Source organism: Mycobacterium yunnanensis (assembly GCF_025823185.1).
GTDB classification, from domain to species: Bacteria; Actinomycetota; Actinomycetes; order Mycobacteriales; family Mycobacteriaceae; genus Mycobacterium; species Mycobacterium yunnanensis.
In genome coordinates, this window is sequence record NZ_JACKVK010000013.1 from 680,221 (window position 1) to 697,534 (window position 17,314).

14 protein-coding genes and 2 tRNA genes are annotated in these 17,314 nt (G+C 67.5%); 9 read left to right on the forward strand and 7 right to left on the reverse strand.

The window, feature by feature from the left end:
- Positions 1-40: 40 nt before the first annotated feature.
- Positions 41-832: an enoyl-CoA hydratase/isomerase family protein gene (locus H7K45_RS26895; protein WP_263999141.1), complete on the forward strand. Its 792-nt coding sequence runs from the start codon at positions 41-43 to the stop codon at positions 830-832.
- On the opposite strand, the gene H7K45_RS26900 is transcribed toward H7K45_RS26895, so the two are convergent.
- Positions 829-1,221 (reverse strand): nuclear transport factor 2 family protein, encoded by a 393-nt coding sequence (locus H7K45_RS26900; RefSeq protein WP_263999142.1) that lies wholly within the window; start codon positions 1,219-1,221, stop codon positions 829-831. The genes H7K45_RS26895 and H7K45_RS26900 overlap by 4 nt on opposite strands.
- A 155-nt stretch (positions 1,222-1,376) precedes the next feature.
- Positions 1,377-3,551: a glutamine synthetase III family protein gene (locus H7K45_RS26905; RefSeq protein ID WP_263999143.1), complete on the reverse strand. Its 2,175-nt coding sequence runs from the start codon at positions 3,549-3,551 to the stop codon at positions 1,377-1,379.
- A gap of 216 nt (positions 3,552-3,767) precedes the next feature.
- Here H7K45_RS26905 and H7K45_RS26910 point away from each other — a divergent pair, with 216 nt between their 5' ends.
- The 6 genes from H7K45_RS26910 (at position 3,768) to cynS (ending at position 10,847) form a co-directional block, all read left to right on the forward strand.
- On the forward strand, positions 3,768-4,625 hold the full coding sequence (locus H7K45_RS26910; protein WP_263999144.1) for a type IV toxin-antitoxin system AbiEi family antitoxin: 858 nt from the start codon (positions 3,768-3,770) through the stop codon (positions 4,623-4,625).
- 85 nt (positions 4,626-4,710) lie between these two features.
- Entirely contained in the window at positions 4,711-5,781 is a 1,071-nt protein-coding gene (locus H7K45_RS26915; RefSeq protein ID WP_263999145.1) for an NHL repeat-containing protein, read from the forward strand.
- A 9-nt stretch (positions 5,782-5,790) separates the two neighbouring features.
- On the forward strand, positions 5,791-8,145 hold the full coding sequence (locus H7K45_RS26920; RefSeq protein WP_263999146.1) for an FdhF/YdeP family oxidoreductase: 2,355 nt from the start codon (positions 5,791-5,793) through the stop codon (positions 8,143-8,145).
- Positions 8,138-8,962, forward strand: a complete 825-nt coding sequence (gene fdhD, locus H7K45_RS26925) for a formate dehydrogenase accessory sulfurtransferase FdhD (protein WP_263999147.1) — start codon at positions 8,138-8,140, stop codon at positions 8,960-8,962. The genes H7K45_RS26920 and fdhD overlap by 8 nt, the downstream gene beginning before the upstream one ends.
- 101 nt (positions 8,963-9,063) lie before the next feature.
- Positions 9,064-10,380 carry a glycosyltransferase gene (locus H7K45_RS26930; RefSeq protein ID WP_263999148.1) on the forward strand — a complete coding sequence of 439 codons (1,317 nt, stop codon included), beginning with the start codon at positions 9,064-9,066 and terminating at the stop codon, positions 10,378-10,380.
- Between the two features lie 11 nt (positions 10,381-10,391).
- Positions 10,392-10,847 (forward strand): cyanase, encoded by a 456-nt coding sequence (gene cynS / locus H7K45_RS26935; RefSeq protein ID WP_372512652.1) that lies wholly within the window; start codon positions 10,392-10,394, stop codon positions 10,845-10,847.
- 65 nt (positions 10,848-10,912) lie between these two features.
- Here the strand turns inward: cynS and clpX are convergent, their stop codons facing one another.
- The 5 genes from clpX to H7K45_RS26960 all read right to left on the reverse strand — a co-directional run bounded on the left by clpX (position 10,913) and on the right by H7K45_RS26960 (position 15,378).
- Positions 10,913-12,193 carry an ATP-dependent Clp protease ATP-binding subunit ClpX gene (gene clpX, locus H7K45_RS26940; protein ID WP_263999149.1) on the reverse strand — a complete coding sequence of 427 codons (1,281 nt, stop codon included), beginning with the start codon at positions 12,191-12,193 and terminating at the stop codon, positions 10,913-10,915.
- A gap of 302 nt (positions 12,194-12,495) precedes the next feature.
- Positions 12,496-13,146: an ATP-dependent CLP protease proteolytic subunit ClpP2 gene (clpP2, locus tag H7K45_RS26945; protein ID WP_263999150.1), complete on the reverse strand. Its 651-nt coding sequence runs from the start codon at positions 13,144-13,146 to the stop codon at positions 12,496-12,498.
- The gene (locus H7K45_RS26950) at positions 13,143-13,745 is read right to left on the reverse strand and encodes an ATP-dependent Clp protease proteolytic subunit (protein WP_263999340.1); all 603 of its coding nucleotides are present in this window, start codon (positions 13,743-13,745) and stop codon (positions 13,143-13,145) included. The genes clpP2 and H7K45_RS26950 overlap by 4 nt, the downstream gene beginning before the upstream one ends.
- A gap of 103 nt (positions 13,746-13,848) precedes the next feature.
- On the reverse strand, positions 13,849-15,252 hold the full coding sequence (gene tig / locus H7K45_RS26955) for a trigger factor (RefSeq protein WP_263999151.1): 1,404 nt from the start codon (positions 15,250-15,252) through the stop codon (positions 13,849-13,851).
- Positions 15,253-15,304: 52 nt separating this feature from the next.
- Positions 15,305-15,378 (reverse strand) — tRNA-Pro (locus H7K45_RS26960).
- A gap of 99 nt (positions 15,379-15,477) precedes the next feature.
- Between H7K45_RS26960 and H7K45_RS26965 the strand changes: the two genes are divergently transcribed.
- Positions 15,478-15,551, forward strand: a tRNA-Gly gene (locus H7K45_RS26965).
- Between the two features lie 187 nt (positions 15,552-15,738).
- A complete protein-coding gene (locus tag H7K45_RS26970) occupies positions 15,739-17,238 on the forward strand; it encodes a PE-PPE domain-containing protein (protein WP_263999152.1) in 1,500 nt (499 codons plus the stop codon).
- The last annotated feature ends 76 nt before the right edge of the window (positions 17,239-17,314 follow it).

The following is a 17,314-nucleotide window of genomic DNA, read 5'->3' on the forward strand; positions in this document are numbered from 1 at the left end:
TCCCCGGTGACGCCGGCGACCGGGGTGACACTCTGGCACCGTGCCGAATGAACCCACCACCGTCGTTCGATCCGCCACCCCGTCGGGTGCCGAACTGGCCGTCCTCACCTTCGACCACGGCCCGCTGAACCTCTTCGATCAGGCCATGTTCGACTCGCTGACGGCCAACGTCGCAGCGCTCGCCGCCGACCCGCCCCGCGCCGTGCTGTTACGCGCGGAGGGCAAGGTGAACTCGGCGGGCGTGGACGTGCACGTCTTCCAGGGGCTGACCCCTCAGCAGGGCGCCGACCTCTGGCGCACGCTGTTCACCCAAATCATCGCGCCCATCGAGGCGTTGCCCTGCCCGGTCGTCTTCGCCGCACACGGCCTGACTCTCACCGCGGCGTTCGAGATCGCCCTGGCGTGCGACGTCATCCTGGCCGGGCCGCGCGCCAAGTTCGGACTCGTCGAGACCGTCGTCGGGCTGACGCCGTCCATGGGCGGACCCCAGCGTCTGGCCGAGCGCGCCGGGTCGGGCCGGGCCCGGGAGCTGGTCATGACGGGTGACCTGTACGACGCGGCCACGATGGCGGAGTGGGGCGTGGTCAACGCCGTCCACGACGACGTCGAGTCGGCGGCTCGCGCATTGGCCGCGCGCTTGGCCGACGGACCGACGAAGGCACACGCCGCGACGAGGCAGATCATCGCCGCGTGGCGCTCGGGCGGTGTCGGCCACGCCGACGACGTCACCCCGGAGGTCTCGGGTGCGCTGTTCGCGACCGAGGACCTCAGGGGCGCCGTCGCGAGCTTCTTGGAGAACGGCCCGGGCAAGGCGACATATCGGGGGCGCTAGATGCTCGAGACCTGCTTCTTGCCGAACAAGCGCTCCAACATGGCCGTGTCGCCGTACACCCGAACGTGGGCGACCTTGCCGTCGCGAATGGTGAACACGTTGGCGCCCTGGCTGGTCTCGCCGTCGAGGCTGACGTCGCCGATCGCGACCACGGTGTCGCCGTCCGCGACGAATCGAGTCGGTGTCACCGTCGCCGACTTCTCGGCCATTCGCGCGAGCAGCCCGCCGAGTTCACCCTTGCCGTGATAGGTCCCGCTGATGGTGCTCTCGCCGGGCTGCACCCATTCGACGTTGTCGTCGAGCATGCTCATGAGCCGTTCCACGTCGCCGGCTGCGAAGGCGTCGTAACCCTTCTTGATCAGCTCGACGTGGTCTTGTTCCTCCGACATCGTCCCATCCCCTTCCGTATGCGTCTGGACCCTTGCCAGACAAGCACCGTCGCGAGCGCGGCACATCGTTCGAACGGTTGAGATTCGACGGCGTACGCAAACGGGGCGCCCACCCGCGGACGACTGCGGTGGGTGCCCCGTTCGACGAGGATCGATCAGAGGATGTAGAGCATCTCCTGGTAGGTCGGCAGCGGCCAAAGATCATCCGCCACTAGGCCTTCCAAGGTGTCGGCGGCCGCACGGACCGCGTCCATCAGCCCCAGCAGGCTCTGCGCATGCGCGGCCTCTTCGGCTGCGGTGTCCCCGCCGTGGGCGGCCATCGCCGTCTTGAGCGCCCCCAACGCACTCGTCAGCTCCGAGATCGGCGTCGAGACCATGTCCAGCAGCGTGGTGTCGGGCTCGATGCCCGCCGCCTTGAGCGTCGCCACGTTGGAGGCCAACTCGGTCTGGTAGCGAACGGCTGCAGGCAGAATCACCGTCGACCCGATTTCCAACGTCAACTTCGCTTCGACGTTGACCGTCAGCACGTAGGTCTCGTAACGGACCTCCTCGCGGCTGTGCAGCTCGCGCGCGTTGAAGACGCCGTACTTCTCGAAGACCTCGATCGCCTCCGGCTTGCCCAGCTCAGGGATGGCGTCGAGCGTGGTCTTGAGGTTCGGCAGCCCGCGCTCGGCGGCCTCGACCTGCCAATTGTCGGAGTAACCGTCGCCGTTGAACACCACTGCACCGTGCTCGGTGATGATCTCGGTGAGCAGCTTCTGCACCGACTCGTCGAAGTCCTCGCCGTCACCGACGGCCTTCTCCAGCCACGTCGCCATGTAGTCCAGCGAGTCGGCCATGATCGTGTTCAGGATGATCATCGGTACGTTGATGGTCTGTCCCGAGCCCGGTGCACGGAACTCGAACCTGTTGCCGGTGAACGCAAATGGGCTGGTGCGGTTGCGGTCGCCCGGATCGGTAGGCAGCACCGGCAGGGTGTCGACGCCGATGATCATCGTGCCCTTGCCCTTGGACGACGTCGCCGCGCCCTTGGCGATCTGCTCGAACACGTCGGCCAGCTGATCGCCCAGGAAGATCGAGATGATCGCCGGCGGAGCCTCGTTGGCGCCGAGGCGGTGGTCGTTGGTGGCCGAGGCCACCGAGACCCGCAGCAGACCGGCGAACTTGTGCACCGCGCGGATGACCGCGGCGCAGAACACCAGGAACTGCGCGTTCTCGTGCGGCGTGTCACCCGGCACCAGCAGGCTGCCGAATTGCGAGTTGCCCAGGGAGAAGTTGACGTGCTTGCCCGACCCGTTGACCCCGGCGAACGGCTTCTCGTGGAAGAGGCACTCCATGCCGTGCTTCTTGGCGATGTTCTTGAACGTCGTCATCAGCAACTGCTGGTGGTCGGCGGCGATGTTCGCGCGTTCGAACATCGGCGCGATCTCGAATTGTCCTGGGGCTACCTCGTTGTGGCGGGTCTTGGCCGGGATGCCGAGCTTGAACAGCTCACGCTCGGTGTCCATCATGAAGCCCAGCACGCGGTCCGGGATCGCGCCGAAGTAGTGGTCGTCGAATTCCTGACCCTTGGGCGGCTTGGCGCCGAACAGCGTGCGGCCCGCGTTGATCAGGTCGGGCCGAGCCAGGAAGAAGTGCCGGTCGACGAGGAAGTACTCCTGCTCGGGTCCGCAGAACGACACGATGTGGTCGAAGTCTTCGTGGCCGAACAACTTCAGGATGCGCTCGGCCTGCGCGCCCATGGCCTGCTGGCTGCGCAGCAGCGGCGTCTTGTAGTCCAGCGCCTCACCGGTCATCGAGACGAAGACCGTCGGGATGCACAGCGTGTTGCCGTTGGGGTTCTCCAGGATGTAGGCCGGGCTGGTGACGTCCCAGCCGGTGTAACCGCGCGCCTCGAAGGTGCTGCGCAGCCCGCCCGACGGGAAGCTCGACGCGTCGGGCTCGCCCTGAATGAGGGTCTTGCCGGCGAACTCCGCCAGCGTCTGACCGTCGCCGACCGGCTCGAGGAAGCTGTCGTGCTTCTCCGCGGTCAGTCCGGTCATCGGATAGAAGACGTGGGCGTAGTGGGTCGCGCCCTTGCTCAACGCCCAGTCCTTCATGACCGAGGCGACCGAGTCCGCGATGGCGGGGTCGAGCTTGGCGCCCTTCTCGATCGTGGCGACGACGGACTTGTAGGCCGCCTTCGGCAACCTCAAGCGCATCTCGGCCAGTGTGAAGACGTTGGCGCCCCAGATCTCACCGGGCGCCTCGGTGGGGTCGAAGCTGTACGCAGGAGGCACGTAGGCCTCGACGTTGTTGATCGCCTGCAGACGGACCGCATTTCCGCTCAATGGAGTTCCTCTTCCCGCGCACGTCCGCAACCGTTTACGGACTGACGGCTCACGATAGGAATGCGTTGTTCCGGGACTGTTACGCGCACGTCACCGACAGAAGGCGTCCCGAGCGTGCATCGATGGCAACGCGAGTCCCGCAATTCATCCACAGGATCAACGATCGACGCCGGCCGACGCCACGGATCCGTCGGACCGCACCCCGACCGTTGCAGCATGCACGGTGAACCCTTCCTCGGCAGCGCGGAGATGGCCGCGGGTCGACTCACGCGACATCGACTGCGCACCCATTTCCGCCGGCTGTACAAAGACGTCTACGTCGCCCCCGACGTCGAGCTGACCGCCGCGGTGCGGGCCCGCGCGGCATGGTTGTCGTTGGGTGACGGCGTCACCCTTGCCGGTGTCTCGGCGGCGGCGCTGCACGGCACCAAGTGGCTCGACGCCCGGCTGCCCGCCGAGGTCGTGCGGTCCGACCGCAATCGGCAAGGCGGGATCATCGTGCACAGTTACGATCTTCGAGCCGACGAGGTCGTCCGCGTGAGTGGCATCAGCGCGACGACGCCGGCCCGAACAGCCTTCGACCTCGGACGCAGGCTCCCTGCCACCACCGCTATCCCCCTCCTCGACGCGCTGCTGAACGCAACCCGCCTCACACCGGCCGACGTACTCGCCGTCGCCGATGCTCGGCCCGGCGCCCGCGGCGTGCGGCTGCTGACCTCACATCTAGGCCTTGTGGACGGCGGCGCCGAGTCGCCGCAGGAAACCAGATTGCGACTCATCCTGGTCAACGCAGGCCTACCGCGGCCGGAGACTCAGATCGAGTTCAGAGACGGACGGGGGCGCGTCCGCGTCCGAGTGGACATGGGCTGGCGCGAATGGAAGGTCGCGGTCGAATACGACGGCGTACAGCGCTGGCTCGACGCACGCCAACGATCGTGGGACATCGAGCGCGTCGCGCTGCTCGAGGAGTCTGGATGGACGGTCATTCGCGTCAGCGCCGAGATGCTCGCCCGTCCCGATGCGCTCATCCATCGCGTGGTGGCCAAGCTGCGGGCCGCCGGCTGCCCGATCTGACCCGCCGACCGTAGGCCTGGTGGCGAAATTCTTACCGCTGACCGCCAGGAGGCTGACACTCGGCAGCGGAGGGTAAGTGGTCTCGATGAAGATGCTCATGGCGTTGGCCTCGGTTGTCGCGCTGCTTGCCGGCTGCGCGGGCAATCCGCCCGCGCCGCCATCCGCGCAGACCACGCCCACCACCACCGGTCTGCTGCCGACGGGAGTCCCCACCGAGGGCACCCGGCCACCCGCCGACGCGTTGCCGCCGCCCGCCGAGCCTGGGCGCGCACCCGCGCCCGCCGGTACGCCGCCCGGCCGCGTCGTGCCCGTCGGCGACGCACCCGAGGGCGTCGTCGTCGACGCCGTGACCAGGACGGTCGCGGTCGCCACGCGCAACCCCTTCGAGCTGGTGCTGATGAACGCCGACACCGGCGAGGTGACCAAGCGCGTCCCACTGCCCGGTGCCGTGCGCCACCTCCAACTGGCCAAGCCCGGCGGCCCTGTGCTGGTGCCCGTCGAGAGTGCCAACGCGCTGGTCCGCGTCGACCTGCCCGGTGGCAACGCCGAACCGCAGATCATCACCGGCACCGTGCCGCACGACGCCTCCGAGGCGCCCAACGGCACCGTCTTCGTCGCCAACGAGCACGGCGGCACGACGACGGTCATCCGCGGCGACGACATCGTCAAGGTGTTCACCGACAGCGTGCAACCCGCGGGCATGGCACCCGTCGGCAACCTGATGGGCATGCTCGACGTTCGCAAGAACGACCTCACCGTCTACGACGCCGACGCGCTGACCATCGTCGGCTCGACCCCCGCCGGTGCCGGTCCGACGCACCTGGTGGCCGACAAGCACGGTCGCTACGTCGCCGCCGACACGCGCGGGGACGCAGTGCGCGTCTTCAGCACCGAGCCCAAGGAGGTGGCCAGTGTGCCGCAGCCCGGGGCGCCGTACGGCATTGCCTACGACCCCGTGCGGGATCGGCTGTGGGTGGCGTCCTCGGCCACCAACGAGGTCGTCGGCTACGACATGGCCACCGACACCCCGCGCGAGGTGACGCGCCTGGCCACGATCCAGGACCCGTACACCCTCGGCGTCGATTCGACGACGGGCCGGCTGTTCATCGCGGGCGTCACCGGCGGCCTCGTTCAGATCGTGGAACCACCGGCCTAGATTGGAGTGATGGGCATCCGGCGGCACATGACGGGTCGTGACGTGAGTCGCGACATCCCGGTCGACTACGACGAGCACTCGGTGGCGACCACCAGGCGCGAGCACGAGGCCGCCGGGGTGAAGGCCGTGATGGTCTCCCTGCAGCGAGGGGTGACGTCGATGGGCCCGCTGCGCACGGCGGCGGCACTGGTGCGGCTCAACCAGCGCAAGGGATTCGACTGCCCGGGCTGCGCCTGGCCGGAGGAGCACGGCGGGCGCAAGTTCGCAGAGTTCTGCGAAAACGGCGCGAAGGCCGTCGCCGAGGAGGCGACCAAACGCGTCGTCACCCCCGATTTCTTCGCCCGGCATTCGATCGCCGAGCTGGCCGCCAAGCCCGAGTACTGGCTCAGCCAGCAGGGCAGGCTGACGCATCCCGTGATCCTGCGCGAGGGCGACGACCACTACCGTCCGATCAGCTGGGACCACGCCAATCACGTGATCGCCCAACACCTCAACGCGCTCGACAGCCCGGACGAGGCCGTCTTCTACACCTCCGGGCGCACCAGCAACGAGGCCGCGTTCCTCTACCAGCTGCTGGTCCGTAGCTTCGGCACCAACAACCTGCCCGACTGCTCGAACATGTGCCACGAGTCCTCGGGCACGTCGCTGACCGACTCCATCGGCATCGGCAAGGGCTCGGTGACGGTCGAGGATCTCGAGAGGGCCGACGTCATCCTCATCGCCGGGCAGAATCCCGGCACCAACCATCCGCGGATGCTCTCGGTGCTGGAGAAGGCCAAGGAGAACGGCGCCAAGATCATCGCGATCAACCCGCTGCCCGAAGCGGGTCTGATGCGATTCAAGGATCCGCAGAAGGTGCACGGGGTGGTCGGCCACGGCATCGGCATCGCCGACGAGTTCGTCCAGATCCGATTGGGCGGGGACATGGCCCTCTTCGCCGGGCTCGGCCGGCTGCTGCTGGAGGCCGACCAGGAAGCGCCGGGCACTGTGGTCGACCGAGAGTTCATCGCTCGGCACTGCGCGAACTTCGAGGCCTACGAGGCGCAGACGCGCGCCGTCGACCTCGACCTCGTGCTTGAGGCGACGGGCGTCGACCGCGCCCAGCTCGACCGGGTGGCGCGGATGCTGATCGACTCCGAGCGGACCGTCGCCTGCTGGGCGATGGGCTTGACCCAGCACCGGCACGCCGTGCCTACGATCTCCGAGCTGACCAACCTGCTGTTGATGCGCGGCATGATGGGCAAGCCGGGCGCCGGACTGTGCCCCGTACGCGGACATTCCAACGTTCAGGGCGACCGCACCATGGGCATCTGGGAGCAAATGCCCGAGACGTTCCTCGCAGCGCTCGACACCCGGTTCGGCATCGTCAGCCCGCGCACCCACGGCATGGACACCGTGGACGCCATCCGCGCGATGCGGGACGGCCGCGCGTCGGTGTTCATGGGCATGGGCGGCAACTTCGCGATGGCCACCCCGGACACCGAGGTCACCGAGGCGGCGTTGAGGAATTGCTCTCTGACGGTGCAGGTGTCGACGAAGCTGAACCGCAGCCACCTGACCACCGGGCGCACCGCACTGATCCTGCCGTCTCTGGGACGCACCGACAAGGATCTTCAGCACGGCGTCAAACGACAAGTCTCCGTTGAAGATTCGATGTCGATGGTCCACCTGTCCCGGGGCAGCCTGCAACCGCCGAGCGAGCACGTCCGCAGCGAGGTGGCGATCATCTGTCAGTTGGCCCGCGCCGTGCTGGGCGCCGACCACCCGGTGCCGTGGGAGGCGTTGCAGGCCGACTACGACCGCATCCGCGACGCCATCGCCGCCGTGGTGCCCGGCTGCGAGGACTACAACCGAAGGGTCCGCCAGCCCGACGGCTTTCAACTACCGCATCCGCCACGGGATTCGCGCGAGTTCCCCACCACCACCGGTAAGGCCAACTTCGCGGCCAACTCGTTGGACTGGGTACCCGTGCCCGAAGGCCGGCTGATCTTGCAGACCCTACGCAGCCACGACCAGTACAACACCACGATCTACGGGCTCGACGATCGCTACCGGGGCGTCAAGGGCGGCCGCCGGGTGGTGTTCCTCAACCCCGCCGACATCACCGCGTTCGGCTTCGCCGACGGTGACCGCGTCGACCTGGTCTCCGAATTCACCGGCGCCAACGGCGATGTCGAGGAGCGGAGGGCCGAGGACTTCCTGATCGTCGGTTACTCCACGCCAAAGGGCAACGCCGCCGCCTACTACCCCGAGACCAACGCGCTGGTCGCGCTGGACCACGTCGCCGCCCGCTCGAACACACCGGTGTCCAAGGCCGTCACCATTCGGCTCGAGGCGCGAGTTCCGGTCGGCGCCAATGGGTAGGGTCACCGCCCGCCGCCGGGCGATTCACCTGACCGCCGACGGCGCGAGCGCCAGGCCCGAGACGCTCGCCGTCGAGGAGCCGATGGAGATTCGCGTCAACGGCACCGCGATCAGCGTGACGATGCGGACGCCCGGCTCCGACGTCGAACTGACACAAGGCTTCTTGCTGACCGAGGGCGTCATCGGGGCCCGCGCCGACATCCTCGCGGTGCAGTACTGCCAGGGTGCCGGCGAGGACGGCATGAACACCTACAACGTGCTGGACGTGACACTGGCAGCCGGCGTCGCGGCGCCCAGCCTCGACGTGACCCGCAACTTCTACACCACGTCCTCCTGCGGTGTCTGCGGCAAGGGCTCCATCGACGCAATCCGGCTCATCAGCCGACACTCCCCCGGCGACGACCCGACCGTGGTGGCGTCGGAGACGTTGGCGGACATGCCGACTCAGCTTCGAAGTGCCCAGAAGATCTTCTCGACCACCGGCGGTCTGCACGGCGCGGCGCTGTTCGACACCGACGGCACCCTGCTCGTCGTCCGTGAGGACGTCGGTCGGCACAACGCCGTCGACAAGGTCATCGGGTGGGCCGTCGAGAACCACCGAATCCCGTTGACGGGCACGGTCCTGCTGGTCAGCGGGCGCGCGTCGTTCGAGTTGACCCAAAAGGCCGTGATGGCCGGCATTCCCGTGCTCGCCGCGGTGTCCGCGCCGTCCTCGCTCGCCGTCGACCTGGCCGCCCAAGCCGGCCTGACCCTGGTGGCATTCCTGCGCGGCCACTCGATGAACGTCTACACCCGCCAGGATCGCGTCAAGCACTGAGAGCGCGATCTCCACCCGATCTCCAGCGAACCTTCAAGCTCCTGGTCGACCCTTGACGAACCATCGACTCCGACGGATGACCACTATCCAAGGAGTTCACCATGGCCGAGATCCTGATCGCCGCCTGCCCACACGTCGGACACGTGTCGCCATTGCTCACCGTCGCCCGCGCGTTGGTGCGACGCGGCCACGGCGTCACCTTCCTCACCTCGGCGCGATTCGCCGACCAGGTGCGCGCGACGGGAGCGACGCCGCACCCGCTTCCCCGCAGCGCCGACGTCGGCGGGTCCCTCGACGACCTGCCGGGACGCGCCGAGACGTCGGGACCGGCGCGGTTGAACTTCGACATCGAGCACGTCTTCGTCCGGCCCATGCCGTTGCAGGCCGCGGCTCTCGACGACCTGCTGGCCGCCACGCGGTTCGACGCGATCCTGGCCGACGCGTTCTTCCTGGGCATCCTGCCGATGCTGCTGGGCGACCCGGCCAAGCGGCCGCCGGTGCTGTCCTACGTCACCACCCCGTTGATGTTCACCAGCCGCGACACCGCCCCGGGCGGCACCGGAATCCGACCCCACATCGGGGCCACCGGGCGACTGCGCCACCGGGTGCTCAACGCCGTGACCCAGAAGTACGTGCTACGCCAGTCGCACCGCGCCGTCGACACCATGCTCACGGCTCTCGGACATCCGAAACTGCCCGTCTTCGTGCTGGATTCGGCCGTCCTGGCCGATCGGACGATCGTGGCGACGGTCCCCGAATTCGAGTATCACCGCAGCGACCTCCCCGACCACGTTCGCTTCGTCGGCGCGGTCAACCCGCCACCCACCGAGCGCTTCGTCGCACCCCCGTGGTGGCGCGAACTGACCGCCGAACGTCCCATCGTCCACGTCACCCAGGGCACGGTCGACAACGCCGATCTCGGCCGCCTGATCGAGCCGACGGTCGAAGCGCTCGCCGACGAGGACGTCACCGTCGTGGTGACCACCGGTGGCCGACCACTCAGCCAGCTGCGGCACCCGTTGCCGCCGAACGTGTTCGCCGCCGAGTACATCCCCCACGACCTCCTGCTCCCGTCGGTCGACGTGATGGTGACCAACGGCGGCTACGGCGCCGTCCAGCGTGCGCTGACGGCCGGGGTGCCCCTTGTCGTCGCCGGCAACACCGAGGACAAGCCGGAGGTCGCCGCCCGGGTCGAGTGGTTCGGCGCCGGGGTCGACCTGCGCACCGGCGTGCCGACCGCGGCAATGGTGAAGAACGCCGTCCGGCGGGTCCTCGCCGACGACGGTTACCGAACCGCGGCACGGAACCTACAGTGCGCCTACGCCCGTCACGACAGCACTGCCGCGATCGCCACCCTGGTCGACGAGGTCGTCGCCGAGCGCACGTCTTCGGGCGCTGCGCACCCGTCGCATCTGTGATCTCCTCAGGCGTGACCAGAGACGAGATCACCCAGCAGATCATCGACGCACGCCTCGCCAAGGGCTTGACGTGGCAGCAGCTCGCCGACGCGGTCGACCGCCCCGTCGTGTGGACCACCTCGGCGCTGCTCGGCCAGCACCCCATCCCGCGCGAGGTGGGCACCGTCCTGGTGGCGCTGCTCGGTCTCGACGACGCGGCGATACCGGTACTGGCAGCCGTTCCGATGCGCGGCGGGTTCGAGACCGCGGTGCCCACCGACCCGACCGTGTACCGGTTCTACGAGGCGCTGTCGGTGTACGGCGGCGCCATCAAGGAGCTGATCCACGAGCAGTTCGGCGACGGCATCATGAGCGCCATCAACTTCAGCGTGAACGTCGAGAAGAAGCCGCACCCCGGCGGGGACCGCGTCGTGGTGACGCTCGACGGGAAGTTCTTGGCCTACGAATGGAATCAGGCCACCGAATAGGCCCCAAACTGAAGCCAGGGTCGTGAATCACTTGGATTCACGACCCTGGCTGCAGTCTCGAAGGGCTAGGCGCTCTTCTCGCGCCGTTCCGCACGCGGCGGCTTGCGCGGCACGATCGTCGGCAGGACGTTGTCCTCGACGGTCTCCTTGGTCACGACCACCTTGGCGACGTCGTCGCGGCTGGGGATGTCGTACATGACCGGAAGCAGGACTTCCTCCATGATGGCGCGCAGGCCACGGGCGCCGGTACCGCGGTGGATGGCCTGATCGGCGATCGCCTCCAGCGCGTCCGGGGTGAACTCCAGCTCGACCCCGTCCATCTCGAAGAGCCGGCTGTACTGCTTGACCAACGCGTTCTTGGGCTCGGAGAGGATGGTGACCAGCGAGTCCTTGTCCAGGTTGGTCACCGATGCCACGACCGGGAGGCGGCCGATGAACTCGGGGATCAGACCGAACTTGATCAGGTCCTCGGGCATGACCTCGGCGAAGTGGTCCTGGGTGTCGATCTCGGCCTTGCTGCGCACCTCGGCTCCGAAGCCAAGGCCGCGCTTGCCGACGCGGTCGGAGACGATGCGCTCCAACCCGGCGAACGCACCGGCGACGATGAACAGCACGTTGGTGGTGTCGATCTGGATGAATTCCTGATGCGGGTGCTTGCGACCACCCTGCGGGGGCACCGAAGCCTGTGTGCCTTCGAGGATCTTCAGCAGCGCCTGCTGCACGCCCTCACCTGACACGTCGCGGGTGATCGACGGGTTCTCGCTCTTGCGGGCGATCTTGTCGACCTCGTCGATGTAGATGATGCCGGTCTCGGCGCGTTTGACGTCGTAGTCGGCGGCCTGGATCAGCTTGAGGAGGATGTTCTCGACGTCCTCGCCGACGTAGCCCGCCTCGGTCAGCGCCGTCGCGTCGGCGATGGCGAACGGAACGTTGAGCATCTTGGCCAGCGTTTGGGCGAGGTAGGTCTTGCCGCAGCCGGTGGGTCCGAGCATCAGGATGTTGGACTTGGCCAGCTCGACGGGCTCGGCGCGCGAGTCACGCGACTTCTCCTGCGCCTGGACGCGCTTGTAGTGGTTGTAGACCGCCACCGCCAGGGTGCGCTTCGCCGTGTCCTGACCGATGACGTATCCCTCGAGGAATTCGCGGATCTCGGCCGGCTTCGGCAGCTCGTCGAGCTTGACGTCGTCGGCGTCGGCGAGTTCTTCCTCGATGATCTCGTTGCACAGGTCGATGCACTCGTCGCAGATGTACACGCCTGGACCAGCAATGAGCTTCTTGACCTGCTTCTGGCTCTTTCCACAGAACGAGCACTTCAGCAAGTCGCCGCCGTCTCCGATGCGCGCCATTGTCCCTGCGGCCCTACTTTCCTGATCGCCGTCGGTCTGTCTTGTGCGAGCTCACCTCGGGGTGTGACCCGACGCTACCCGTAACCTCCGGCGCCGTGCGACCGATAAAGCCGAATAGCGCCATTGGTATTCATCTGTGTCGTGGGAGAACATATCCCCTGCGGTGTCCCGAGGTCCTCCGGAACGCGACTCGCGACGTTGGCGTGTCGTCACCGTGATCGAGCGAGGCATCGTTCCGTTCCACGGTACGCCCGCTAACTCGGTGCGGTCCGGGAACGAGTCCGGACCGCACCGTGCGTGCGTCAGGCCGGCTGCGCGGAGAGCTTGCGGTACTCCAGGACCGTGTCGATGATCCCGTAATCCTTGGCATCGGCGGCGGTGAGGATCTTGTCGCGGTCGGTGTCCTTGCGGATGACCGCGGCGTCCTTGCCGGTGTGACGTGCCAGCGTGGTGTCCATCAGCGTGCGCATGCGCTCGATCTCCGCAGCCTGGATCTCCAGGTCGGAGACCTGGCCCTGGATCGCGCCGCCGACGGCGGGCTGGTGGATCAGGATGCGGGCGTTCGGCAACGCCATGCGCTTGCCGGGCGTGCCCGCGGCCAGCAGGACCGCCGCGGCCGAGGCCGCCTGGCCCAGGCACACCGTCTGGATGTCGGCGCGCACGTACTGCATGGTGTCGTAGATCGCCATCAGCGAGGTGAACGAGCCACCGGGCGAGTTGATGTACATGGTGATGTCGCGATCGGGATCGAGCGACTCCAGCACCAGCAGCTGGGCCATGATGTCGTTCGCCGAGGCGTCGTCGACCTGCACGCCGAGGAAGATGATGCGCTCCTCGAAGAGCTTGTTGTACGGGTTGGACTCCTTGACGCCGAAGCTGGAGTGCTCGATGAACGACGGCAGGATGTAGCGCGCCTGAATCGGATTCACGGCACCGCCGTGGGGCTGCGTCATGAGGCACTCCCGTTGAAGTTGGCGTGGGTGATGATGTGGTCGACGAAGCCGTATTCCAGCGCCTCGGGCGCGGTGAACCAGCGGTCGCGATCCGCGTCGGCCTCGACGCGTTCGAGGGACTGACCGGTGAACTCGGCGTTGAGCCGGTTCATCTCCTTCTTCGTCAACGCGAACTGCTCGGCCTGAATCGCGATGTCGGCCGCGCTGCCGCCGATGCCGGCACTCGGCTGGTGCATCATGATTCGCGCGTGCGGCAGGGCGTAGCGCTTGCCCTTGGTGCCCGCGGCGAGCAGGAACTCGCCCATCGAGGCCGCCAAGCCCATGGCGTAGGTAGCCACGTCGCACGGCGCGAGGACCATGGTGTCGTAGATCGCCATGCCCGCGGTTACCGATCCGCCGGGCGAGTTGATGTAGAGGTTGATGTCCTTGCTGGGGTCCTCAGCGGCGAGCAGCAGAATCTGCGCGCACAGCCGGTTGGCGATGTCGTCGTCGACCTGGGTGCCCAGGAAGATGATTCGCTCGGCCAGCAACCGCTCATAGACGGAGTCGGTGAGGGTGAGCCCCGACGCGCCCGAACGCATGTCAGTCACGGCTGGAATACCTGCTTTCTCGAGTTTGCGTACTCGTTCACTGACACTAACCAAAGGTGCGCGGTGAGGACTCCCCAGAAGGGGGTCGTTCGCTCACAGCGTCACCTCGGGGTTACTTGGACTCGTCGGCCTCGTCGGCGTCCTCGGCCTCGTCCGCCTCGTCGGCGGTCTCGGACTCGGCGGCCTCGGGCGTCGTGGTCGGCCCGAAGAACTCGGTCGTGTCGACCTCGTTGCCCTCGGAATCGGTGACCGTCGCGCCGTGGACGACGGCGGCGATGGTCAGTCCGCGACGGACGTCGGCGAACATGGTGGGCAGCTGGTTGTTCTGCTGCAGCACCTGCAGCAGCTGCTGCGGTTCGATGCCGTACTGCCGGGACATGAGGACCAGGCGCTCGGTGAGGTCGTTCTGGCCGACCTGGATGTCGAGCTGGTCGGCGATGGCGTCCATCAACAGCTGGGTCTTGACGGCCTTCTCGGCGTTGGACCGGTTGTCGGCGTCGAACTCCTCGCGGGTGCTGCCCTCGGCCTCCAGCGCCTCGGCGAACTTGGCCTCGTCGTGGTCGAGACCGTGAATCGCGTTGTGCACGGTGTCGTCGACCTGGGCCTGCACGATCGCCTCGGGCAACGGCACCTCGACCTGCTCGAGCAAGGTCTCCAGCGCCTTGTCGCGGATCTGCTCGGCCTGGCCGACGCGCTTGGCCTGCTTGACCTGGTCGACCAGGCTGGCCTTGAGCTCGTCGATGGTGTCGAATTCGCTTGCCAACTGCGCGAATTCGTCATCGGGCTCGGGCAGCTCGCGCTCCTTGATGGAGACGACCTTGACGGTGACCTCGGCGTCCTCGCCGGCGTGGGTGCCCGCGACGAGCTTGGTGGTGAACACCTTGCTCTCCCCGGCGGACAGACCCTTGATCGCGTCGTCGAGGCCCTCGATGAGGTTGCCGGAACCGATCTCGTGCGACAGGCCCTCGGTCTTGGCCTCCTCGACGTCCTCGCCGTCGACGGTGGCCGACAGGTCGATGGAGACGAAGTCGCCGTCCTGGGCGGGGCGGTCCACGCCGGTGAGCGTGCCGAAGCGGGCGCGCAGGTTCTGCAGCTCGGTGTCGACCTCGTCGTCGGAGACCTCGATGGCGTCGACGGTGAAGGCGAGCGCGGACAGGTCCGGCAGGGCGATCTCGGGGCGGACGTCCACCTCGGCGGTGAACGTCAGGTCGCCGCCGTACTCCTTGCTGGTGACCTCGATCTCGGGCTGCCCGAGGGGCTGCACCTCGGCGCTGGTGACGGCCTCGCTGTAGCGGGCGGGCACGGCCTCGCCGACGACCTGGTCGAGCATCGCCTGCTTGTCGATCCTCGACTCCAGCAGCTTCACGGGAACCTTGCCGGGGCGGAATCCGGGCATCCGGATCGTGCGGGCCAGCTCCTTGAACGCCTGATCGAAGTCGGGCTGCAGTTCCGCGAACGGCACCTCCACGTTGATGCGAACCCTGGTCGGGCTCAACTTCTCGACGGTGCTCTTCACGGCTTGACTCCTTGCATGTCTGTGTCTTCTTCGACGGATGTCGACGGTCGGGTCGGGGTGACAGGATTTGAACCTGCGGCCTTCCGCTCCCAAAGCGGATGCGCTACCAAGCTGCGCTACACCCCGTGCTTCACTGCCGTGGAGATACTACGGGCCGGGCTCGCGACGCCATCAATTGGATTTGAATACGTCGACCCCGGTACAGTCTCGAAGCGCAGTGCTCACGCGGGCGTAGCTCAATGGTAGAGCCCTAGTCTTCCAAACTAGCTACGCGGGTTCGATTCCCGTCGCCCGCTCCACACGGACCCGTCCCATTGGGGCGGGTCTTCTGCGTCGAGCACCCCGATGAGGCCGATCGCCCCCGGGAAGACGACGTCATCATTCGCCGGCGTTCTGACGTGCAGAAAACCTAGCGAACACGACAGCAAGCCGAGTACCGTCCGTCCCGGACGCGCTGACGCGCCGTTAACGTCTCGGGGGGAACTCTTGGCAAAGCATCGGAAGTCGAAGGCGCGTGCCGCTCGCAAGGCCACCCTGACGGGCGTGGCCGTAGCCGGCATCTCCGGCGCACTGGTCGCGGGTCATGCGACCAACGTGACGGCCATGAGCTCGGTGGTCGACCTGGCGAACACCGTGATCGGGGTCGGCGGGCTCGGAGACGACACCGGCGCTCGCGTGCCACCCAAGCTGAGCGGCACCGTCGTACCAGAGGGCTACACCTACCAGGGCCTGCAGTACGACTCGGGCCTCAATCTGGCCGCCAGTCGCGACGCAGCGATTCCACTACTCAACACGGCGATCCTCGACGCCGACGACGGCCAGAAGATCATCGTCGTGGGTTACTCGGCCGGGACGCTGGCCGTCGAGCAGGAACGCCGCAACCTGCAGCAGCTCGACTCGTCCGCGGCCCCGTCGCCCGAGCAGCTCAGCTTCGTCCAGATCGCCAGCCCCTTCGCTCCCAACGGCGGCATCTTCGCCCGCTTTCCCGGAATCCCGCTCCCCGGAATCGTCGACGCGATGGGCGGGGGGCAGCCGACGCGCTACGACACGACCTACGTCGCGAACGAATACGACCCCTATGCCGACTTTCCCGCCTACTTCAACCCCGTGTCGCTCCTCAACAGCGCCCTGGCGATGCGGTACGCGCATCCCGACGAGGCCTACAACCCCCTGATCCCCGGCACCTCACCCGCCTACGTGACGACGGTTCAGCACACCGTCGCCGGGACCAACACGACCGACACCTACGTCCTGTACTACCGGGCCCTCCCGCTGCTCGCACCGCTGCGCCAATTGGCGACGATGACCGGTCTCACCCCCTTCAGCGAGCCGTTCATCAGTGCCGTCGAGCCGCTGCTGCGCCTCGTCGTCGACATGGGCTACACCGACCGGGTCAACGCCAATCCCTGCACCACGGTGCCCTTCTCGTTCATCACTCCCCCGCAGAACGTGATCACCGCGCTCGCCGGGGTGCCCGGTGCGATCAGCCAGGGCGTGACGAATCTACTCTCGGGCGGGACAGCTCCCACGGCGCTGCCCAACCCACTCGGCAACCTGGTGCCCGCACCGCCCGCACCGTCGGTCGAGCCACAGGTCAAGAGTTCCCAAGCACGGCTGTCGCTCGTGGCCGACTCGCCGACGCCCACCTCCACCCCGGAGCCCGTCATCACCGCCAGCCCGACCGTCACGGCGAGTACGCCGTCGGCACCCACGTCCACTCCGCCGACCACGACGTCGAATTCAACTGAGGCGACGTCGCATACGAGCGGCGACGGTCTGCATCCAACCCTGACGTCCGACGGCACTAAGGCCGTGCCCGGCGGCACCGGGAAAGCCACGGGTTCGGGTTCATCTACGGGCGGCACGACGACGACCACGTCCACCGCGACCACGACGGAACCGACGACGGAAAGCACCGGGGCGGCCGGCACGGCCGGTGCTGGCGAGACCGGCAGCGGCACCGCACCCAAGGACGCCGCCGCGTAGGTCACTCGGCGGACTACCGTGACCGCGTCATCCTGAGAACGCCCTCATCCGGGCCGGTTCGACCGGGTTTCCTGTC